Annotated in this window: 24 protein-coding genes; 8 read left to right on the top strand and 16 right to left on the bottom strand. The window is 75.5% G+C overall.

Features of this window, described 5'->3' with window-relative positions; genetic code table 11:
- Window positions 1-173: 173 nt before the first annotated feature.
- Window positions 174-1,247: an NAD(P)-binding domain-containing protein gene (locus RM555_RS15710; protein ID WP_311412437.1), complete on the bottom strand. Its 1,074-nt coding sequence runs from the start codon at window positions 1,245-1,247 to the stop codon at window positions 174-176.
- Between the two features lie 134 nt (window positions 1,248-1,381).
- Here RM555_RS15710 and dacB point away from each other — a divergent pair, with 134 nt between their 5' ends.
- Window positions 1,382-2,965, top strand: coding sequence for a D-alanyl-D-alanine carboxypeptidase/D-alanyl-D-alanine endopeptidase (dacB, locus tag RM555_RS15705; RefSeq protein ID WP_311412436.1), 1,584 nt, complete (start codon window positions 1,382-1,384; stop codon window positions 2,963-2,965).
- Window positions 2,966-3,003: 38 nt separating this feature from the next.
- On the opposite strand, the gene RM555_RS15700 is transcribed toward dacB, so the two are convergent.
- The 5 genes from RM555_RS15700 to RM555_RS15680 form a co-directional block, all read right to left on the bottom strand.
- Entirely contained in the window at window positions 3,004-3,330 is a 327-nt protein-coding gene (locus tag RM555_RS15700; protein WP_311412435.1) for a hypothetical protein, read from the bottom strand.
- A 161-nt stretch (window positions 3,331-3,491) separates the two neighbouring features.
- Entirely contained in the window at window positions 3,492-3,836 is a 345-nt protein-coding gene (locus RM555_RS15695; RefSeq protein WP_311412434.1) for a DUF1330 domain-containing protein, read from the bottom strand.
- Between the two features lie 115 nt (window positions 3,837-3,951).
- Entirely contained in the window at window positions 3,952-4,383 is a 432-nt protein-coding gene (locus tag RM555_RS15690; RefSeq protein ID WP_311412433.1) for a nitroreductase family deazaflavin-dependent oxidoreductase, read from the bottom strand.
- Window positions 4,384-4,481: 98 nt separating this feature from the next.
- Window positions 4,482-5,441: a hypothetical protein gene (locus tag RM555_RS15685; RefSeq protein ID WP_311412432.1), complete on the bottom strand. Its 960-nt coding sequence runs from the start codon at window positions 5,439-5,441 to the stop codon at window positions 4,482-4,484.
- 201 nt (window positions 5,442-5,642) lie between these two features.
- The gene (locus RM555_RS15680) at window positions 5,643-6,236 is read right to left on the bottom strand and encodes a pentapeptide repeat-containing protein (protein ID WP_311412431.1); all 594 of its coding nucleotides are present in this window, start codon (window positions 6,234-6,236) and stop codon (window positions 5,643-5,645) included.
- 79 nt (window positions 6,237-6,315) lie between these two features.
- Here RM555_RS15680 and RM555_RS15675 point away from each other — a divergent pair, with 79 nt between their 5' ends.
- Window positions 6,316-7,548 carry a serine hydrolase domain-containing protein gene (locus tag RM555_RS15675; RefSeq protein ID WP_311412430.1) on the top strand — a complete coding sequence of 411 codons (1,233 nt, stop codon included), beginning with the start codon at window positions 6,316-6,318 and terminating at the stop codon, window positions 7,546-7,548.
- Window positions 7,549-7,614: 66 nt separating this feature from the next.
- On the opposite strand, the gene RM555_RS15670 is transcribed toward RM555_RS15675, so the two are convergent.
- Window positions 7,615-8,493 carry a hypothetical protein gene (locus RM555_RS15670; RefSeq protein WP_311412429.1) on the bottom strand — a complete coding sequence of 293 codons (879 nt, stop codon included), beginning with the start codon at window positions 8,491-8,493 and terminating at the stop codon, window positions 7,615-7,617.
- Window positions 8,494-8,673: 180 nt separating this feature from the next.
- Here RM555_RS15670 and RM555_RS15665 point away from each other — a divergent pair, with 180 nt between their 5' ends.
- Window positions 8,674-9,315: an NAD(P)-dependent oxidoreductase gene (locus RM555_RS15665; protein WP_311412428.1), complete on the top strand. Its 642-nt coding sequence runs from the start codon at window positions 8,674-8,676 to the stop codon at window positions 9,313-9,315.
- Between the two features lie 47 nt (window positions 9,316-9,362).
- Here RM555_RS15665 and RM555_RS15660 read toward each other — a convergent pair whose 3' ends face one another.
- Both RM555_RS15660 and RM555_RS15655 read right to left on the bottom strand, forming a co-directional pair.
- Window positions 9,363-9,827, bottom strand: a complete 465-nt coding sequence (locus RM555_RS15660) for a PPOX class F420-dependent oxidoreductase (protein WP_311412427.1) — start codon at window positions 9,825-9,827, stop codon at window positions 9,363-9,365.
- A gap of 109 nt (window positions 9,828-9,936) precedes the next feature.
- On the bottom strand, window positions 9,937-10,578 hold the full coding sequence (locus tag RM555_RS15655; protein WP_311412426.1) for a DUF6642 family protein: 642 nt from the start codon (window positions 10,576-10,578) through the stop codon (window positions 9,937-9,939).
- Window positions 10,579-10,883: 305 nt separating this feature from the next.
- On the opposite strand from RM555_RS15655, the gene RM555_RS15650 reads away from it, so the two are divergent.
- A complete protein-coding gene (locus RM555_RS15650; RefSeq protein ID WP_311412425.1) occupies window positions 10,884-11,672 on the top strand; it encodes a D-Ala-D-Ala carboxypeptidase family metallohydrolase in 789 nt (262 codons plus the stop codon).
- 189 nt (window positions 11,673-11,861) lie between these two features.
- On the opposite strand, the gene RM555_RS15645 is transcribed toward RM555_RS15650, so the two are convergent.
- The 3 genes from RM555_RS15645 to RM555_RS15635 all read right to left on the bottom strand — a co-directional run bounded on the left by RM555_RS15645 (window position 11,862) and on the right by RM555_RS15635 (window position 14,338).
- Window positions 11,862-12,296: a hypothetical protein gene (locus RM555_RS15645; protein ID WP_311412424.1), complete on the bottom strand. Its 435-nt coding sequence runs from the start codon at window positions 12,294-12,296 to the stop codon at window positions 11,862-11,864.
- Between the two features lie 99 nt (window positions 12,297-12,395).
- Window positions 12,396-13,106, bottom strand: coding sequence for a response regulator transcription factor (locus RM555_RS15640; RefSeq protein ID WP_311412479.1), 711 nt, complete (start codon window positions 13,104-13,106; stop codon window positions 12,396-12,398).
- Complete coding sequence (locus RM555_RS15635; RefSeq protein ID WP_311412423.1) at window positions 13,085-14,338, bottom strand: sensor histidine kinase; 1,254 nt, start codon at window positions 14,336-14,338, stop codon at window positions 13,085-13,087. The genes RM555_RS15640 and RM555_RS15635 overlap by 22 nt, the downstream gene beginning before the upstream one ends.
- A 133-nt stretch (window positions 14,339-14,471) precedes the next feature.
- Here RM555_RS15635 and RM555_RS15630 point away from each other — a divergent pair, with 133 nt between their 5' ends.
- From RM555_RS15630 to RM555_RS15615, 4 genes are read left to right on the top strand one after another with little or no spacing between them, the layout of a single operon-like run.
- Window positions 14,472-15,368 carry an ABC transporter ATP-binding protein gene (locus tag RM555_RS15630; RefSeq protein WP_311412422.1) on the top strand — a complete coding sequence of 299 codons (897 nt, stop codon included), beginning with the start codon at window positions 14,472-14,474 and terminating at the stop codon, window positions 15,366-15,368.
- Window positions 15,365-16,162, top strand: coding sequence for an ABC-2 transporter permease (locus RM555_RS15625; protein WP_311412421.1), 798 nt, complete (start codon window positions 15,365-15,367; stop codon window positions 16,160-16,162). The genes RM555_RS15630 and RM555_RS15625 overlap by 4 nt, the downstream gene beginning before the upstream one ends.
- Window positions 16,163-16,164: 2 nt before the next feature.
- A complete protein-coding gene (locus RM555_RS15620) occupies window positions 16,165-16,908 on the top strand; it encodes a YqeB family protein (protein WP_311412420.1) in 744 nt (247 codons plus the stop codon).
- A 39-nt stretch (window positions 16,909-16,947) separates the two neighbouring features.
- Window positions 16,948-17,490: an SOUL family heme-binding protein gene (locus tag RM555_RS15615; RefSeq protein WP_311412419.1), complete on the top strand. Its 543-nt coding sequence runs from the start codon at window positions 16,948-16,950 to the stop codon at window positions 17,488-17,490.
- A gap of 51 nt (window positions 17,491-17,541) precedes the next feature.
- Here the strand turns inward: RM555_RS15615 and RM555_RS15610 are convergent, their stop codons facing one another.
- From RM555_RS15610 to RM555_RS15595, 4 genes are read right to left on the bottom strand one after another with little or no spacing between them, the layout of a single operon-like run.
- Window positions 17,542-18,225: a 4Fe-4S single cluster domain-containing protein gene (locus RM555_RS15610; RefSeq protein ID WP_311412418.1), complete on the bottom strand. Its 684-nt coding sequence runs from the start codon at window positions 18,223-18,225 to the stop codon at window positions 17,542-17,544.
- Window positions 18,218-19,330 (bottom strand): ComEA family DNA-binding protein, encoded by a 1,113-nt coding sequence (locus RM555_RS15605; protein WP_311412417.1) that lies wholly within the window; start codon window positions 19,328-19,330, stop codon window positions 18,218-18,220. Before RM555_RS15605 ends, RM555_RS15610 begins: the two co-directional genes overlap by 8 nt.
- Entirely contained in the window at window positions 19,314-19,526 is a 213-nt protein-coding gene (locus tag RM555_RS15600) for a DUF2997 domain-containing protein (protein ID WP_132233770.1), read from the bottom strand. Before RM555_RS15600 ends, RM555_RS15605 begins: the two co-directional genes overlap by 17 nt.
- On the bottom strand, window positions 19,526-19,978 hold the full coding sequence (locus tag RM555_RS15595; protein ID WP_311412416.1) for a hypothetical protein: 453 nt from the start codon (window positions 19,976-19,978) through the stop codon (window positions 19,526-19,528). The genes RM555_RS15600 and RM555_RS15595 overlap by 1 nt, the downstream gene beginning before the upstream one ends.
- Window positions 19,979-19,983 lie beyond the last annotated feature (5 nt).

The following is a 19,983-nucleotide window of genomic DNA, read 5'->3' as shown; positions in this document are numbered from 1 at the left end:
CTCCTCGTGGATTCTCGGATTCGCGGTGCGGGACCGGGCTCGGCCCGCGGGCGAGCACACGTGGGAGGCGATGGAAGGGCGACACGCACATCGCCGTCGCGCTTCGGGGCAGCTCAGGGCCCCTCCACGGCCTACGGTGCCCCCTGTCGGGGCATCCGTCAAATAGAGCGGGGTCAGTGCGCGGCACGGGCCGGGGCGAGCCGGGCCCGGATCTCGCGTACCGCCGCGCGGCCCGCCCGGTTGGCGCCGATCGTGCTCGCGGAGGGGCCGTACCCGATCAGGTGAATCCGCTCGTCGGCGACCACCCGGGTGCCGTCCATCGTGATACCGCCGCCCGGCGCGCGCAGGCGCAGCGGCGCGAGATGGTCCAGCGCGGCCCGGAAACCGGTGCACCACAGGATCACGTCGGCGGGCACGAACCGCCCGTCGTCCCAGGCCACCCCGTCCGGCGTGATCCGGTCGAAGACGGGTAACCGGTCGAGCACGCCGCGCTCGCGCAGCCGGCGCAGTTCCGGCGTGAGCGGCAGCCCGGTCACCCCGACCACGCTGTCCGGCGGGCGGCCCGCGCGTACCGCCGCGTCGACCAGGGCCACCGCCGCGCGCCCGCGCTCGGGGGTGAACTCCTCGTCGCGGAAGTCGGGCGGGCGCCGGGTCACCCAGGTCGTGCCGGCGGCCACGGTGGAGACCTCGGCGAGCAACTGGACGGCGGACGTCCCGCCGCCCACCACCACGACCCGCCGGCCGGCGAACTCCGCCGGTCCCCGGTAGTCGGCCGTGTGCAACTGCCGGCCCCGGAAGCTCGCCCGGCCGGGGTAGTGCGGCCAGAACGGTCGGGTCCAGGTGCCGGTGGCGTTGACCAGGGCACGGGTGGTCCAGGAGCCGTGGTCGGTGTGCACGGTCAGCCGGCCGTCGGCCCGGTCGCGCACCTCCCGGACCCGCACGGGCCGCCGCACCGGCAGGTCGAACTCGCGCTCGTACGCGGCGAAGTAGGCGCTGACCACCTCGGCCGCCGGCCGGTCGGGCCCGGCCACCGGGAAGGGCAGGCCGGGCAGGTCGTGGAAGCCGTGCACCCGGTCGAGCCGCAGCGTGGGCCAGCGGTGCCGCCACGCCCCGCCCGGCCCGTCGCCCCCGTCGAGGATCACGAAGCCGTCCCCGGGGGCGAACCCGGCGCGGCCCAGGTGGTGGCCGGCGGAGAGGCCGGCCTGCCCGGCCCCGATCACCAGCACGTCGACGGAGCGCTCGTCCATGCCGGGTACAACACGGACGGGCCCGCCCGGCTGCCCGCCGGGAGCGTCTCGCCGGTCACAGCCCGCCGACCCACGGAAAATATCTTTCCATCGACGCTCTTTTCTGGCAGATACCTGCATGGCAGCATCACCCCATGCATCGTCGTCTCTTCCCCCGGACGCTCGCGCTGGTGGCACTCGTCGCCGCGGCGGCCACGGCGGGCGCGCCCACCGCCACCGCCGAGTCCCCGACCCCCGCGGCGACCCGGCTGAACGCCACCATCGACGCGATCCTCGCCGACAGCCGGCTGGCCGGGGCCCAGGCCTCGGTGGTGGTCAAGGACGCGGCCACCGGAGAGACGGTCTACCACCGCAACGGCGACCGCCGCCTGGTGCCCGCCTCCAACACCAAGCTGCTGACCTCGGCGGCGGCGCTGGAACTGCTCGGGCCGGGCCACCACTTCAGCACCGAGGTGCGGACCAGCGGCGCCCGCCGGGCGGGCCTGGTCTCCGGCAACCTCTACCTGCGCGGCGGCGGCGACCCGACCATGCTCGCCGCCGACTACGACGCGCTGGCCGCGCGGGTCGCCGCCGCGGGCGTCCGGGTGGTCACCGGCAACCTGGTGGCCGACGACACCCGCTACGACAGCACCCGCCTCGGCCCCGACTGGACCTGGGACGACGAGCCGTACTACTACGCCGCGCAGGTCTCCGCCCTGACCGTGGCACCGGACACCGACTACGACGCGGGCACCGTCATCGTCCACGCCGCCCCCGGCGCTACCGCCGGCGCGCGCCCGGTCGTCACCACCACCCCGGCCACCCGGTACCTGAAGATCGACAACCGGGCCGAGACGGTCGCCGGCGGGGAGACGTCGGTCTCCTTCGAGCGCGCGCACGGCAGCAACACGATCGTGGTGACCGGGCAGATCGCGCTCGGCGCCGCGCCGGCGGGCGACTGGGTCAGCGTCTGGGAGCCCACCGGCTACGCCGCCGACGTCTTCCGCTCGGCGCTGCGCCGGCACGGCGTACGGGTGCTCGGTCGGACGGTGCTCGGCCAGGCCACTCCGGAGGGCGCGGCCGAGGTGGCGCGGCACCGCTCGATGCCCCTGGCCCAGCTGATGGTGCCGTTCCTCAAGCTGTCCAACAACGGGCACGCCGAGGTGCTGACCAAGGAGATCGGCCGGGTGCTCTCCGGCTCCGGCACCTGGTCGGCCGGGCTGACCGCGATCAGCGAGTACGTCGCCGACGCCGGGATGGACACCGGCACGCTGCGCCAGCGCGACGGCTCGGGGCTCTCCCGGCGCAACCTCATCCCCGCCGACGAGTTCGTGGACCTGCTCACCGCCGTGCGCGACGAGCCCTGGTTCGACACCTGGTACGCGGCCCTGCCGGTCGCCGGCGAGGCGGACCGGTTCGTCGGCGGCACGCTGCGCAGCCGGATGCGGGGCACGGCGGCGGCGGGCAACGTGCACGCCAAGACCGGCAGCCTGACCGGCGTCTCCGGTCTCTCCGGCTACGTCACCGACGCCGACGGGCGGGTGCTGGCGTTCTCGATCCTGCTCAACAACTACCTCGCCTCCTCCGTGAAGACGCTGGAGGACCAGATCGCGATCGCCCTGGCCTCGTACACGGGCAGGGGCGTGACCGGCGCGCGGGCCGCGGCCCCGACGGCGCCCGACGCCCCCCGGGTCCCGGAGGGCCTGGAGTGCGCCTGGGTCAAGCCGAACGCCTGCTGACCGGCCGGCGGGGCCCGGTGCGGGGGCCCCGCCGGCACTCAGGCGCCGGGGCGGTGCGGCAGCTCGGCCGCCGGATCGCCGCGCTCGATCAGCGCGGCGATCTCGGCGGGACGCAGGCCGCGCTGCGCCAGCACCCGGGCACCCCAGCGGTGCAGCCGGCACGGGTGCGGGCTGGCGTCGTTGCGGCAGACCGTCCCGCCGGACCAGTGCCGGGGCGCGTGCACCACGACCGCCCGCACGGCGAACTGGGCGTCCTCGACGGTCACGTACGGCGGCAGCGGGATCTCCCGGAGCACCTCCCCGGACGGCTCCCCGGCGCCCCGGGGGGCGGTCGGACGGACGGTGCGGGCGGTGACGCTGCTCATCGGTGAGGCCTCCACAAGGGATGGTCGGAGATGGACAGCAGAAAGTTACGACAGGCGCGACGCGGCGCGACGGACAAACTGTCCCGCAGGGTGGACACGGACCCGCCCGCCGGCACCGGACGGCGGTCCGGGCGGGACCGCCGTCGAGGCGGAGCCACCGGTCAGCCGGCCGCCCGCGCCCGCAGCCGGGCGGCCGTCCGGCGGGGGTCGTAGTCGTCGGCGACGCCGTCGACGATCAGCGCCGTACCCGGGATGTGCCGGGTGCGCAGCGGCAGGATCTCCTGGTACGCCGGCGAGTCGTACCAGGCCCGGGCCCGGTCCAGGTCGGGGAACTCGATGACGACCACGGTGCCCGGCCAGTCGCCCTCCCTGACCTCCACCTCGGCGCCGTGCACCCGGAACCGGCCGCCGAACGGGTCCAGCGTGGCCTGGATCCGCTCGATGTAGGTGAGGATGTCCTCGTGGGCCGGGGTGTCGTACAGGTGGGCGAGCGCGAACGCGGGCATGGTGCCTCCCGGGAGCCGGTCCGCCCGGCCGGACGACCGGGGCGGTACGCCGAGTCTCCCGCCGGCGCGTGTCGGCGTCGATTACCCGTGGGGTAACGGCGGCAGCTCGCCCCGCTCAGACGCGGTCGAGCACGACGACGGGGATCTCCCGGTCGGTCTTCTCCTGGTACTCGTCGTACGCCGGCCAGATGGCGGCCATCGTGGACCACATGCGCGGCTTCTCCCCCGCCGTCGCGGTACGCGCCCGCGCGGTGAACCGCTCGGCACCCACCTGCACCTCGACCAGCGGCTCGTCGAGCAGGTTGAGGTACCAGGCCGGGTGCTTCGGGTCGCCGCCCTGCGAGGCGACGACCAGGTAGGCGTCGCCGTCGCGGCCGTAGATCAGCGCGGTGCGCCGCAGCTTCCCGCTGCGCCGGCCCCTGGTGGTCAGCAGCAGCGTGAAGACCCCGGGCCGCCACTCGTGCCCTTCGGCGCCGCCGGTCTCGACGTACCGCCGGATGTGGTCGGCCACCCAGCCCTGCGGGCTGTCCAGCACATGCTCGCCCATCGGCCCTCCCGTTCGCCCTCGCGCACCCGGTCGTCGCGATCACGCTACTCCGGGCAGCGGACGGTCGCCGGGCGAACGGGGCCGCCCGGGCACCCGGGTCAGCGCAACGCGACCGCCTGGACGCCGACGTTGCCGCAGTCGTCACTGAACGCCTGTTCCACCGTCCAGGTCAGCACCAGCCGGCTGCCCTTCGGCGCCTGGAACCGGATGGTGAACTCGGTGGACCGGCTGGTGTGCCGGTCCTCGATCCGCAGGGTCCGGCTCGGACCGCCGACGGAGAGGCGGGCGTCCAGCCGGCCCCGGGCCATCCACACCCCGCCGTACAGCCGGACGGTGCGCGCCTGGCCGTCGGCGGCCACCGCGAGCGTGAAGCCGCTGCCGGCGCCGCACCGGTAGACCCCGTGCGGCGAGCCGCTCGCCGACGCCACCGGGCTGCCGTCGCGCCAGCTGAAGCTCTCCTGGTTGTCGTCCCAGCCGCCCCGCCGGCCGGTGCCGCCCTCGTCGCGGATCTCGCCGGAGCCGCCGCGCTTGCGGACCGTCGACTCCGCGCCGCGCAGGCCCCAGTGGACCCAGTCGCGGCGGCCCACCGCGGTCAGGTCGACCTCGCCCGGCGCCTCGGCCATGCTGGCGGCGAGCACCGCCCGCACCGGCGTCGCCGACGTGGGTGGCGTGGGTGGCGTGGGTGGCGTCGGGGACGGGCTCGGCGGACGCTGCCGGGGCCGCAGCCCGGGCGAGACCAGGCCGGCGTCGAGGTCGCGCCCCTCCACCCCGGGGAAGCCGCTCGGCCGGCCGGCGTCCGCCGGTACGCCGCCAGCGGTCTCCCCGCCCGGCTCGGGGTCGCCGGCGGTCAGGTACGACACGAGGGCGACCAGGCAGGCGACCACGGCGATCCCCTCGACGACCCACCGGCGGCGCTGCCGTGCCCGGGCCAGCCGCCGCAGGCCGGTGCGGGTGTGCCCGGCCTGCGGGAGGGGCGGATGCCGGGTTCCGGGCGGGGCTGCCGGGTCGCCGTATCCCGACGGCCGGATGTGCTGTCGGGTGAGGTCTTCCTCCGCCACCGGCCCTCCACTCCCCACCGGCCCCGGCCGGACGCGGCCGTCCGTTGTGGACGACCCGCACCCGCACCGACTCGTCCGTCGCGCCGGACGGACGGGCGTGTCCAGTTCGTCACCGGACGGTAGCGGACATCGATCAGGACGGTGGTCGCGGGTCGGTGCCGCTGGCCCGGCAGGCGATCCGGACGCCCCGGGTCGACTGTCTCAGCGGATCTCGAAGCCCAGCGCCTGCGCGATCACCATGGCCTGCGTGGCGTCGACGATCGCCCCGGCCCGCTCCACCGCCGTCGGGTCGAGCGCGGTGAGGTCGCTGCCGCGCAGGTCGGCCCCGGTCAGCCGGCAGCGGTGCAGCTGCGCGGCGGAGAGGTCGACGCCGGTCACCGTGGCCCCGGTCAGGTTGGCCCCGGTCAGGTCCGCCTCGCGCATCCGCACGTCGGTGATGCGGACCCCGCGAAGGTCGGCGCCGGGCAGCGCGACGAACGACCAGTCGCCGCCGGCGACCGTCAGCGGTCGCAGGTCGCACTGGGCGAAGGTGCTGCCCACGAGCTTGCAGCCGGTGAACTCCGCCTCGAAGAGGTTGCACCGCTGGAAGGTGCAGCGGGTGAAGGCCGAGTCGGTGTGCCGGGAGGCGTTGAAGCGCGTGTTGCCGAAGGTGCAGCCGTCGAAGACCGCGCCCCGGCTCACCGCCTCGGACAGGTCGACGTCGAAGAACGTGCAGCGGACGAAGTGCCGGTCCACCAGCTCCTCGGCGTACCAGTCCTCGTTGCGGAACGTCGCGTCCTCGGTCAGCTCGGGCATCGGACCAGGCTATCGAGGGGGTGGGACAACGGCGGGCAGCCCCTTCCGGCGGGGCGTACCGGCTAGTAGTTTCGGCGACGTGAGTGTGGCACGCAGCATCGACCCGGACCAGATCGGCTTCGACCCGGCGCGGTTGGCGCGCATCGACGAGCACTTCGGCAGGTACGTCGACGACGGTCGCCTCGCCGGCTGGCAGGTGCTGGTCACCCGCCGCGGCGAGATCGCCCACTCGTCGACGTACGGGCTGCGCGACGCGGAGGCGGGCAGGCCCGTCGAGGCGGACACGCTCTGGCGCATCTACTCGATGACCAAGCCCGTCACCTCCGTCGCCGCGATGCTCCTGTGGGAGGAGGGCCGCTTCGAGCTGACCGACGAGATCAGCCGGTGGCTGCCCGAGTTCGCCGACCTGCGGGTCTACTCGAAGGGCTCGGCGCTCAAGCCCTTCACGGTGCCGGCGGTCGAGCCGATCCGGGTGTGGCACCTGCTCACCCACACCGCCGGCCTGACGTACGGCTTCATGCAGACCTCGGTGGTCGACGGCATCTACCGGGCCGCCGGCTACGACCTGTACCCGCCGGCGGACGTCGACCTGGCGACGGCCTGCCAGGCGTTCGGCGAGCTGCCGCTGCTGTTCCAGCCCGGCACCGCGTGGGGCTACTCGGTCGCCACCGACGTGCTCGGCCGGCTCGTGGAGGTGGTCTCCGGGCAGAGCCTGGACGCCTTCTTCGCCGACCGGATCTTCCGCCCGCTGGGCATGACCGACACGCACTGGTGGGCCGAGGGCGACACCGCCGACCGGCTCGCCGCCCTCTACGCGCCCGACCCGCGCACCGGCCGCGCGTTCCGCTACGACAAGCTGGGCGCCCTGGCGTACGAGAAGCCGCTGCTGCTCTCCGGCGGCGGCGGCCTGATCTCCAGCGCCGCCGACTACCACCGGTTCACCCAGATGCTGCTGCGCGGTGGCGAGCTGGACGGGGCACGCCTGCTGGGGCCGCGCACGGTGCGCTTCATGACCCGCAACCACCTGCCCGGCGGGCAGGACCTGGAGACCCTCTCCGCCGGTGGCTTCGCCGAGACCACCCTCGACGGGATCGGCTTCGGGCTCGGCTTCGCCGTGGTCGACGACCCCGTGCCGAGCCGGGTGCCGAGCAGCCCCGGCGAGTACTACTGGGGCGGCGTGGCGAGCACGGCCTTCTGGGTCGACCCGGCCGAGGAGGTCACGGCCCTGTTCTTCACCCAGCTCATGCCGTCGAGCACCTACCCGATCCGGCCGCAGCTGCGGCAGCTCGTCTACTCCGCCCTGGTCGACTGAGCCGGCTCCAGACCCGGCCGGCGAGGGGGACGGCGGCGCGGTGCCGGTCCGCCCCCGGTCGCCGGGTCACCGCCGCCGGCACTCCTCCATCCCGTCGGGGTACGTCCAGCACTCCGTCTGCACCCCGGCCGTGCCGGTGACCCGGAAGGGACGCCCCGCGTCGTCGACCGTGACGGTGCCGGTGCGTCCCCGCGACGCCCAGTCCACCTCGACCGTCCAGTCGCAGTCGCAGTCGACCGTGTGGCCGATGACGAGGAAGGTCTCGGCATCGGTCAGGGACACCCGGTACGGGAAGCGGATCTCTTTGCGCTCGTGTTCGGGGAGGCTCGCCCCGCCCTCGTCGAACAGGCCGGCGGTGAGCACCGGAGGGTCCTCGTCCAGGTTCGCCTCCACCCAGCGGTAGGCGGTCGGGCCGCCTCCGCCCGGAGCGGTGAACACGCCCCGCAGGGCGGGGCGCCGCGTCATCACCCGCACCCGCAGGTCGGTGAGGGTCACCTGCGCCTCGTCGACCCCCTGGACCGTGAAGTAGACGTACTGCCGGGAGGCGGGCGTCCCGGCGGCCTCCCGGGCCCACCGCGACCAGTCGCCCGCCCAGGCCGGTCGGGCGGGGACCTCCGCCAGCGGCGGCGCGACCACCCAGCCGTCCGACGCCTCGTGGCCGACGCGGACCGCGACCGTGAACGGCAGCGCGTCGGGGTCGGGCGGAGGCGGCGGGGGCCTGCCGGGAAGGAGTCCCCAGGCGAGGAGCCAGGCGGTCAGCATCGCCGTGACGACGGCCGCGAGGACCCCGGCGAACCAGCGGCCGGCGGGCGGCCCGGCGGGCGAGAGCCGGCGCACCAGTGCCCGTACCCGATCGGACCGGGCCGGCCTCGGCTCCTGCGCCGGTTCCGTCGACGCCTCCGGGGGCCCGGGCGTCCCGGCGGACGCGTCACGTTCCTCCGTCATCGCGCCCACCCCCGCCCTTCAGCGGTCACGGTCCGATACCAGTGCACCCCGAAGCGTGCGACGACGCAAGGGGCGGTTGCGCCGCGCGGGATCCACGGTCCGCCAGCGCGCGATGTCGCCGGTCAATAGCCTGGAGACGAGCCACGTCCGCCGGGCCGGACGGGCCTGGCGGGAGGCGGTATGAGCAACATCGTCGTGTTCGGCGCGGGTGGCACCGCGGGGTCGCGGATCACCGCCGAGGCGGTGGGCCGTGGGCACCGGGTCACCGCGGCGGTACGCCGGCCGGAGGCCACCTCGTACCTGCCGCCGGCGGTCACGGTGGTGACCGGGGACGCCACCAGCGAGCGGAGCGTACGGGAACTGGCGCCCGACACGGACGCCATGGTGGTGGCGATCGGCGGCGGCGAGCACGCCCTCTGGCTCGACGCGGCGCGCAACCTGGTCGGCGCGCTGCGTGGCATGCCGGCCGCGCCCCGGATCATCCACGTGGGCGGCGGTTCGACCCTGCTCACCCCGAAGGGCACCCGCTACCTCGACGAACCGGACTTCCCCGAGGAGTACCGCGAGGCGGCGCGGGGGCAGGCCGAGGCCCTCGACTTCTACCGCTCCTCGGCCGACGGGGTGACCTGGACGTACGTCTCCCCGCCGCCGCTGGAGTTCCACCCGGGCGAGCGCACCGGGCACTACCGCACCGGCGGCGACCAGCCGGTGACCGACCACGAGGGCCGCTCGGTGCTCAGCTACGAGGACCTGGCGGTGGCGATCGTGGACGAGATCGAACAGCCGCGCCACGAGAACGCCCGCTTCACCGCCGCGTACTGAGCGGCGCGGGGCGGCCGCACCGCAGCAGCGGTGCCGTGGGCGCGGGATCAGTCGGCGAGGCGGGCGGGGAAGCCGCCGGTGGCGATCGGGCCCCAGGCGTCGATGGTGACCCGGATCAGCGACTTGCCCTGGCGGACCATCGCCGCCCGGTACTCGTCCCAGTCCGGGTGCTCGCCCGAGATGCAGCGGAAGTACTCCACCAGCGGCTCCAGCGCCGCCGGCAGGTCCAGCACCTCGGCGGTGCCGTCGAGCTGCACCCACGGGCCGTTCCAGTCGTCGGAGAGCACGCACGCCGACACCCGTGGGTCGCGGCGGATGTTGGCGACCTTGGCCCGCTCGGGATAGGTGGAGATCACCAACCGGCCCTCGCCGTCCACCCCGGCGGACACCGGGGACGACTGCGGTCGACCGTCGGCGCGGGTGGTCATCAGCACCACCCGGTGCCGCGGCCGGAGGAACTCGGTCAGCCCGGCCCGGTCGACCCGGGTGTTCGTCGCGATGCTGCGTGTCATCGTTCGTTCCTACCAGGGCTTCCGTCGCACGGCGACCGCACCGGACGGAACGGGCTCGACGCACACGGACCGCGCGTCGGCGCGGCGGCCGGATCGCGGCGCGGCGGCCTCAGCGGGGTCGCGGGGCGGCGCGGCCGGCGGCGGGCTGGGCCGGCACCCGGGGGCGGACCGAGGGCCGCCAGGCGCGGCCGTTGGCGTAGATCACCCGGAAGCCGAGGTACGAGGCGAGGGGCGCCCAGTGCGCGGAGCCCATCCGCAACTCGGCGGCGTTGTGGCGCTGCCCGTTGGCCAGCACGTCGAGCAGGACGGTTTCGAAGGCGGCCGACTCGACCCAGTCCACCTCCCGGGTGTATCCGCAGATCAGGGCCGCTCCGGTGGCGTCGAGGAAGTCCCGCAGCACCGCGTCGGAGGCCCGCAGCACCGAACAGCTGCCGAAATAGAGCCGCCGGCCCTCGCAGCGGCCCGCCATCAGCTCGGCGACGTCGGCGAGCGCCACCGATTCCCAGTCGGTGAGGCAGAGCCGACTCGGCTCGCCGTGCATGGCGAAGAAGCCGACCCGGTGGTCGGCGTACTGCTTGAGCAGCCAGCGGTCGACGAAGTAGAAGAGTTCGTCGCGGGTGGCCGCGTCCTTGTGGATGAAACGGATCTTTCCGAGCCGTTCGAGCAGTTCGAGGGTGGGCAGGACGGAGCCGCGCTCGTTGAGGTCGCGGTGCCACTGGCCCTCGATGCAGAAGACGCCACCGCGTGCCATGTCGCCCCCTCCCCCGGTCCCGGCCGGCGCTGACGTTACCGGGTCGGGCCGGCGGGAGAACATCACCCGGCGCGTGCCGGGCTGCGGCTTTGCGTGCCGTTCGCGCTTTCCTGTGGCCTGTTGCCGATCAATGGGCGTTTCGCAATTCGCGTAATGCCCAGGCAACGCTCAGGAACGGCGAATCGTGAGGACAATTCTCGTTAATCGCCGCGAACCATCCGTCGGCCTGCCAGGGTGGAAAAGCGGGACGGGCAGGCCGATGTCCCGGATGCCACCCCATTCCCACTCCTATCGGGAGGACTTCTGTGCGCGTTAACACCCTGAAACGGGCCGCTGTCGCATTCGCCCTGGCGTTGCCGGCAGCCGCTGTCGCCACGGTGGCCGCCGCGCCAGCGGCCCACGCCGACGGCTGCTACACGTGGAAGCGCAACCTCTACCAGGGGCGCTCCGGCGACGACGTCCGCCAGTTGCAGATCCGGGTCGCCGGGTGGGCCGGCAACCGGGACATCGTGGAGAACGACGGCCGCTACGGACCGAAGACCGCCGCCGCGGTCAAGCGGTTCCAGGCCGCGTACGGGCTGCGCGCCGACGGCATCGCCGGACCACAGACGTACGGCAAGCTCTACGACCTCCAGGACAACGACTGCACGCCACGGCACTTCAGCTACAGCGAAATGGACGACGGCTGCGGTCGCGGGGGCTGGAGCGGCGGTCCGCTCTCCGCCGCGCAGACCCGGCAGAACGCGCTGCGCACGATGTGGAAGCTGGAGGCGTTGCGGCGCAGCCTCGGCGACAAGCCCCTCCTCGTCAGCAGCGGTTTCCGCAGCCGCACCTGCAACGACCAGGTCGGCGGGGCGTCCGACAGCCAGCACCTCTACGGCAACGCCGCCGACGTGGTGTCGCGCACCAGCTCGCTGTGCCAGATCGCCCGCGACGCCCGCAACCGGGGCTTCAGCGGGATCTACGGTCCCGGTTACCCGGACCACGACGACCACGTGCACGTGGACTCGCGGCGGGAGAACAACAGCGACGACACCCCGAACACCACCAGCTGGTCCGCGCCGGACTGCGGGATCGGCGCCGGCCGCGACTGAGCCGGGCGGACAGGCCACGCGCCGAGCCGGTCGGACAGGCCACGCCGAGCCGGGCGAACGGCGACGCCGGTCCGGTGCGCGGGTGCCACCCCGCGCACCGGGCCGGCGTCGTGTCCCCGGGTCCGCCGAGCGGGCGTACCTCCGCCCGGTGTACCGGGGAGCAGCGGTCCCGCCGGCGGACGAACCCGCTCAGCTCGCCCGGGGCCAGCGCGGCGCGGTGGCGGGGGGAGCCACCGGCCGGGCGGGACGGGCGCCGGGCGCGACCGCGCGCGGGCCGCCCGGGTGCCCGCCGGTGGCACGTGGTGCGCGGGTGGCCGGCGCGGGGCCCGTCACCGTGAACGGGAACGGCACGTGCACGAAGGGGTTGCCGTGCCGTACCAGGGCGTCGATCTGCCGCTCGTTGAGCCCGTGCCGCGCCAGCACCCGCCGGCCCCAGCGGTGCAGCCGACACGGGTACGTCGCGCCGTCGTTGCGGCACAGCGGCCCGGCCGGCCACTCCTCGGCGGCGTGCACCACCACCGCCCGGACCGCGAGCCGGACGTCCTCGGGGGTCAGGGGCGCCGGCACCGGCACCTCGCCCAGGATCTGGTCGATGGGATCCGTCGACTGCTCACCAACCCGCACGGCAGGCCTCCCGCGGCTCCGGCAGCAGTGCGGCTGACCCGCCGCACCGCATCCTCGGCGACTGGTACGGCCCCCGCCCCCGGAAGGTTCAATCGCGCCTCAGACGAGGCCGGCGTCGTGCACCAGCAGAGCCACCTGAACCCGGTTGTTCAGGCCCAGCTTCACCAGCAGCCGCGACACGTACGCCTTGACGGTCGCGACGCTCATGAACAGCTCGGCGGCGATCTCCGCGTTCGTCCGGCCCTGCCCGAGCGCGACCGCGACCTCGCGTTCCCGGTCGCTGAGCCCGGCGAGCTGCCGCAGCGCCCGCTCCCGGCGCGGGTCGGGGCCGCCCGCCGCGCCCGGCGCGGTCACGTGGTCGATCAGCCGGCGGGTCACCGCCGGGGAGAGCGTCGCCTCGCCCGCCGCCACCCGGCGCACCGCCCGCACGATCTCGGCCGGCGGGGTGTCCTTGAGCAGGAAGCCGCCGGCCCCGGCCCGCAATGCCCGGAGCACCTGCTCGTCGGCATCGAAGGTGGTCAGCACCAGCACCTCGGGCGGGTCGGGCGACGCACGCAGCGCCTCGGTGGCCGCGAGACCGTCGAGCCGGGGCATCCGGATGTCCATCAGCACCACGTCCGGCGCGCAGGCGGCCACGGCGGCGGGCACCTCGCTGCCGTCGGCGGCCTCCCCGACCACGAGCAGGTCCGGCACCCCGCCGAGGATCATCGACAGGCCGGCCCTCACCAGCGCGTCGTCGTCGACGAGCAGCACCCGTACCGGCCGGCCGGGTTCGGGGCCCGGCCCGCTCACGCCGGCCACGGCAGCCAGGCGGCCAGCCGGAAGTCGCCCGCGTCGTCCCGCCCGTACTCCAGCCGGCCGCCGGCCAGGCTGACCCGCTCCGCGATGCCGACCAGGCCGGTGCCGGCGCCGGGGATCTCCGGGCCGGCGATGCCGCCGACCGGCCACCGGTTGCGGATCTCCACGGTCAGCCCGTCGCCGGGGGCGCCGGCCACGTCGACGGTGACCGCCGCGCCGGCGGCGTGCTTGCGGGCGTTGGTGAGCCCCTCCTGCACGATCCGGTAGACGCTGCGCCCCACCGCCGCGGGCACCCGTTCCGCCGAGGTGACCAGCTCGCGGACGCCGATCCGCGCCCCGGCCGACCGGGACTCCTCGACGAGCGCCGGCAGATCGCCCAGGGTGGGCTGCGGGCGCTCGGGATCCCCCTCGGCGGTGGTCTCCGCGCGGAGCACCCCGATCACCTCGCGCAGATCCTGCAACGCGGCGTGGGCGCTGCCCCGGATCACCCCGGCCGCCCGCGCCACCTCCTCCGGCGGCGCGTCCGGCCGGAACTCCAGCGCCCCGGCGTGCAGGCTGAGCAGCGAGATCCGGTGCGCCAGCACGTCGTGCATCTCGCGGGCGATCCGGGTGCGCTCCAGGTGCCGGGCCTGCGCCACCCGCAACTGCTGCTCCGCCTCGGCCCGCTCGGCGCGCTCGCGCAGCGACACGACGAGCTGCCGCCGGGCCCGGACGAACATCCCCCACGCCAGCACGGAGAGGCTGAGCACCATCCCCCAGACGGTGGTCGCCCAGTACGGCATCTGGGGGTCCGGGCGCAGGTAGCTGAAGGCGAAGTTGGTGACCAGGCCGGCGGCGGTCAATCCCAGCGCAACGGCCGTGCGCCGGTGCACCACCACGGTGAAGTAGATGATCAGCAGCGGGATCGCCGCCGCCATCGAGAACAGGGTCAGCGGCACGGTCGCGACGGCGAGCCCCACCGGCCACCGGCGCCGCAGCCAGATCAGCGCGCAGCAGGCGAGCCCGAGCAGGGCGTCGGCCGGAACCATCCAGCGCTGCGGCAGCGGCGTGGCGAACTCCGGGTCGGCCGAGGCCGCGTCGGCCGTGGCGAGCAGGACCCAGCCGAGGGAGAGCAGGAAGCAGAGGCCGTCCACCACCCAGTCGCGGGTGGTGCGACGCGGCCCCCGCCCCACCCGCGCCGCCGGATCGACGCTCAGCGCCCCCGGCAACAGCCAGGGGTGCTCCGGTACGGCGGCACTGGTCACGCGACCATGCTAGGCAGCCGCCCGGCGGGCCGACCAGCTACCAAAGTCGAGACCCTGGCGTCGACCAAGGTAGCCGCCGGCCGAGACCGTCGGCCGCAGCGCGCGACCGGGTGGCTCCGGCAGCGTGGCCGGCATGATCAGCGTGGAACACCTCACCAAACGGTACGGGCGGCACACCGCCGTCGACGACGTGTCGTTCCGCTGCGAACCGGGCACCGTCACCGGCTTCCTGGGACCGAACGGCGCCGGCAAGTCCACCACCATGCGGATGATCTGCGGACTCACCCCGCCCAGCGGCGGCGGCGCGACGGTCGGCGGCCGGCCGTACCGGGAACTGCCCAACCCCGGGCGGGAGGTGGGCGTGCTGCTGGACGCCTCGGCCCAGCACGCCGGGCGCACCGGGCGGGAGGCGCTGACCGTGGCCGCGGCGACCATGGGCGTGGACCGCCGGCAGGTCGCCACCAAGCTCGACCTGGTCGGGCTGAACGAGGTCGCGGCGAAGCGCCGCCTCCGGGCGTACTCGTTGGGGATGCGGCAGCGGCTCGGCCTCGCGCACGCGCTGCTGGGCGACCCCCGGGTGCTGATCCTCGACGAGCCGGCGAACGGCCTGGACCCGGAGGGGATCTTCTGGATGCGCGGCCTGCTGCGCGACTTCGCCGACCGGGGCGGCACCGTGCTGCTCTCCTCCCACCTGCTGCGCGAGGTGGAGGCGGTCGCGGACCGGCTGGTGGTCATCGGGGGCGGCCGGATCGTGGCCCAGGGCGACAAGGCCGAGTTGCTGGCCGGCGGCGGGACGCTGGTGCGGGCCCGCGACGGCGGGGCGCTGCGCGGCGCGTTGGAGCGGGCCGGGCTGGCGGCCACCGAGGGCACCGAGGGGCTGCTGGTCCACGCCGACGCCGAGGCGGTCGGGCAGGCCGCCGCCGACGCCGGCGTCGCCCTCACCGAACTGCGGTCCGCCGGCAGCGGCGGCCTGGAACAGCTCTTCCTCACCCTGACCGCCGGCGCGTCGACCCAGGAGGCCGTCCGATGACCACCGCCACCACCGCCAGCCCGCCCGCCACCGCCGCGCCCCAGCGCCATTCCGACGTACGCCGGCCGTCGCTGCTCCGGCTCACCGGCGTGGAGCTGCGCAAGCTCGTCGACACCCGGGCCGGGCTCTGGCTGCTGATCACCATCGGGCTGCTCGCCGCCGCCCTCGTGGTGATCCAGTTGATCTGGACGGACGACGCCCAGCAGACCTTCGCCAACTTCTTCCTCTCCTCGCTGCTGCCGATCGGGCTGCTGCTGCCCGTGCTGGGCATCCTGTCGATCACCGGGGAGTGGTCGCAGCGCACGGCGCTCACCACGTTCGCCCTGGTGCCCCGGCGGGGCCGGGTGATCGTCGCGAAGCTGGTCGCGATGGTGCTGGCGGCCCTGGCGTCGGTGCTGGTGAGCCTCGGCGTGGCCGCCGTCGGCACGCTGGTCGCCGGGGCCACCGGCGGCGCCGGCACCTGGCGCATGGAGTGGGCCCTGGTGCTGCACGCCGTGGTGCTCCAGGTGGCCAACGTGCTGATGGGGGCCGGCTTCGGCCTGCTGCTGCTCAACACCCCGGTGGCGATCGTCGCCTTCCTGCTGCTGCCGACCCTCTGGTCGATCCTCGGCGAGATGATCCGGCCGCTGCGCGGCCCGGCGGACTGGCTCGACACGGGCCGGACCATGGAGCCGCTGCTCACGCCCGACGTGACCGCCGGGCAGTGGGGACGGTTCGCCGTGTCGCTGCTGGTCTGGCTGGCCGTGCCGCTGGTCGCGGGGCTGGTCCGCACGCTGCGGCGCGAGGTGTCCTGACGGTGGACGGCTACGGTGCCCCCACCGTAATCGACGGCGGCGCGGCGGAACTGGCGATCCTCTGGGGCGGGTTCCCGGCACTCGGCGCGGGCGCCGGGTGGCTGCTCGTCGCCGGCGCGGAGTGGGTCGCCGGGCTGTCCTGGGCCCCCGCGCAGGACCTGTTCGAGCTGGTCGCCCGGCTGCCGGACCCGCAGGCCGGCATCGGCGGGCTGGCCGTCGGCACGCTGGGCGGCCTGCTGGTCGCCGCCGTCGGCACCGCCGAACGGCTCGCCGTCACCGTCGACGCCGAACGGGTCCGGCTACGCCGCGACCGCACGGACCGGCAGGTCGGGCGGCGACCGGTGCGCGCCGTCTTCGTCGACGGCAAGGACCTGGTGCTGCTCGGCGCGGACGACGAGGAACTGGTCCGGGAGCGGTCGGACCTGGCCGTCGACCGGCTGCGCGACGCCTTCCGCGCGCACGGCTGGCCGTGGACCGACGGCGACCCGCACCGGGACGCGTACCGGCGGTGGGTGCCGGGCCTGCCGGGGCTGCCGACCGGCGCGGACGCGCTGCTGCGCGCCCGGCAGCGGGCCCTCGACGCCGACCGGGGCGGCGAGGCCCGGGAACTGCGCGGCGAACTGGGCCGCACCGGGGTGGTGCTCCGCGACGACGGCCGTCGGCAGTACTGGCGGCTGACCCGTGCCGCCCCGCGCCCCCGGCCGGAGGACGCGACTTCGGCTGAGCCGGAGGTCGAGGGCCGGTAGCGTTGCTCCCGACGGGGCCCGCGGCACGGGGAGCGCGCGATGACCGAGCAGCAGCCGTACCGGGTGGTGGCCCGGCACCCCGGCTTCGAGCTGCGCCGCTACCCGGCCCACCTGGTCGCCGAGGTGCGGGCGGAGGGCGCGTTCGAGCAGGCCGCCCGGGACGCCTTCCGGCCGCTGGGCGCGTACCTGCGCGGTGCCAACCGCGCGCGGCGGTCGACCGCCCGGGAGACGGGCCCGCAGACGATCGCGATGACGGCCCCGTTCGTGCAGGAGGAGGGGGACCGGCCGGGCCACTGGCTGGTGTGGCTCGTGATGCCGGCGGGCCTCACCGCCGACACGCTGCCCGAGCCGGCGGACCCCCGGGTGCGCACCCGGGTCGTCCCGGAACAGCTCGCCGCCGCGACGCGCTTCGCGGGCCGCTGGACGGCCCGGGCGTTCGACCGGCGGGCGACCGCGCTGGGCCGGGCGGTCACCGCGGCCGGGCTGCGCCCCACCGGCGCGGTCCGGTACGCGCGCTTCGATCCGCCGTGGATGCCGTGGTTCCTGCGCCACAACGAGGTCGTGCTGCCGATCGCCGAGTAAGCCCCGGGTGCCGCGGCCCGGCACGGGGCGCTCCCGGCCGGACCGGCGCGGCTATCCCCGTCGGGATGCGCCCGCGGGCCGGGGCCGGGGGGTGGTCACCGACGCCAGCAGTTCGTCGAGGGCGTCGACCTCGGCCCAGCCGTTCACCGCGATCCGGCCGGCGGCGTCCACGGTCACCTCGACCCGGTCCGGGCTGTGCGACACCTCGTCGAGCAGTCCCGGGAAGCGGTCGCCGAGCAGCACGAACTCCTGGTTGGTGGAACCCACCCACGGCCGCCGGGTGTCGATCCGATCGGCCAGGAACGGCCCGGCGACGAGGAGGTCGGTCGCCGCCAGCAGCGCCGCGACGTCGTCCCGGCCGACGTCGACCGCCCGGTGCAGCTGCGCCCGGGTGTAGCCGGTGAAGGTCATCACCGAACGCCCGGCGGCGCGTACCCCGTCGGCGACGGCCGCCAGCGGGGCTGCCTGGTCGAAGGGCTCGCCGCCCAGCAGGGTCAGCCCCTCGGTGCCGGCGTCGAGCGCCCGGCGCACCAGGTCGGCGGGGGCGACCCGTTCCCCGCCGCGGAAGCTCCACAGGTGCGGGTTGAAGCAGCCGGGGCAGCGGATGGCGCAGCCCTGCACCCAGACGGCGGTCCGCTCGCCCGGGCCCTCGGCGCGGGTGGCGGCCAGGAACCGCGCCACCGCCACCGTCTCCACCCCCACCGGCGGGCGCGGCCCCGGACCGTCGTCAGACATCGAGGACCCGGCCGGGTGGCGGCCGGTCGGGCGCCGGCCCGGCGGGCGGGACGCACTCCACGGCGTCGCGCAGGCGCGCGTACTCGTGCGGGGCCAGGTTGGCGGCGGCGGCGAACTCGGCCAGGCTGCCGAAGGACCCGCGCCGCTCCCGCTCGGCCAGCACCTGCCGGGCGCGCTGCGGGTCGAAGCCGGGCAGCGCCGCGAGGTCGCCCGGCCCGGCCGCGTTGACGTCGATCGGCGAACCTACCGGCGGCCCGGAGGCCGGCGCGTCCGGCTGCCCCGGGGCCGGCGCGTCCGGCTGCCACGCGAGGGACGTGATCGGCCCGGTGGGAAAGGGGTCGACGGCCGGCGCCAACGTCGGGTCGGCCGCCAGCGGTGCATACCCCGTCGACGTGGGCGGATGCCCCGCCGGCGTCGCGGGCGGGTACGCCGGCGACCCCGACGGATAGGTTGACGACGCGGGCGGATAGGCCGGCGACCCTGGCGGGTAGGACGACGACCCCGGTGGGTAGGACGACGCGGGCGGGTAGGACGACGGCCCCGGCGGGTACGCCGGCGACCCCGGCGGATAGGCGGGCGACGCGGGCGGGTACCCCGGCGGGTAGGTCGGGGACGGGTAGGCCGCCGTCGAGCCGGGCTGATACGTCGGGGACATGCCCGGGTAGGGATGGGGGTTCGGGCCGCCGGGAGCCGCCCCGGGCAGCGGGGCCAGCGGGTACGCGCCGCCGGGCCACGGCGTCGCCGCGAACCTGGCGCGGCGGTCCGTGAGCCAGCGCAGCCACGCCGGATTGATCAGCGCGGCATGCAGGATGCTGGCGATCCACACGGCCAGGAGCACGCCGACCGCCCAGTCGCTGAGGGCGCTCTCCTGGTCCGACTCGCCGACGACGAGGAACGCCGCCGAGCCCACCACGGTGTAGAAGATGCCGGGGAGCCACCACGCCGCGCGCTGGGCCCGCAGGCCCACGTAGATGAATCCGAGGCCGCCGAGGCAGCTGCACCCGAGCACGGGCAGCAACAGCCACCAGCTCTGCAACACCTGCCACGTCGCGCTCGGCCGGGGGACGGCCGGTGGCGGCCAGCCGGGGCTAGGCGCGCTCGACATCGCGCTGCTCCTGCCGCTCGGGCACGGCGGCGCGGTCGCGGTCGGCGGTGTACGCGCTGCGTACCGTCCGGGCCGCCAGCAGGTCCTCCAGCACGGCGATGTAGTCGAGGCAGCCGTCGCCGAGCACGTCCCTGGTCTCGGCGCTCACGACGCCCTCGCTGGTCACGGTGACCACGATCCGCGGCTGCCCGCCCATCACGACCTGCCCTCGACGGCGAACACCAGGCGGACGCTCGCGTCCTCGGTGACCTGTTCGGACTCCAGCCGCAGCCCGGCGGCGGGGGCCTGCTCGCGCAGCCGCTCCAGCACGGCCCGCTGGACCTGCCGCCCGTACGCGGCGTCGATGGCCCGGACCGCCTCGACGGCCCGCGGCTCGTCGACCTCGCCCGTGAAGTGCGCCGACCAGATGCCGTCCTCGCCGCGCCGGAAGCCGGCCCGCACGTCGGCCCAGTCCGCGATGATCGCGTCCGGTTCGGTGGTGACCACCGCGCCGGTGTCGCGCAGCGCGGTGACGAGCAGCGTCTCGTCCCGCATCCGGGTCTGCACCTGGCAGACGACGCGCCCCTGTCCGTCCCGTCCGGCGGTCGCGGCGTGCGTCGCGGCGACGGCGGCGACGGCCAGCGGCAGGAGTATCAGTGAGACGCTCATCGGGG

Origin of the sequence: Micromonospora reichwaldensis, assembly GCF_031845925.1 — a bacterium.
GTDB lineage: Bacteria > Actinomycetota > Actinomycetes > Mycobacteriales > Micromonosporaceae > Micromonospora > Micromonospora reichwaldensis.
This window is presented reverse-complemented; position numbering and strand designations above follow the sequence as displayed.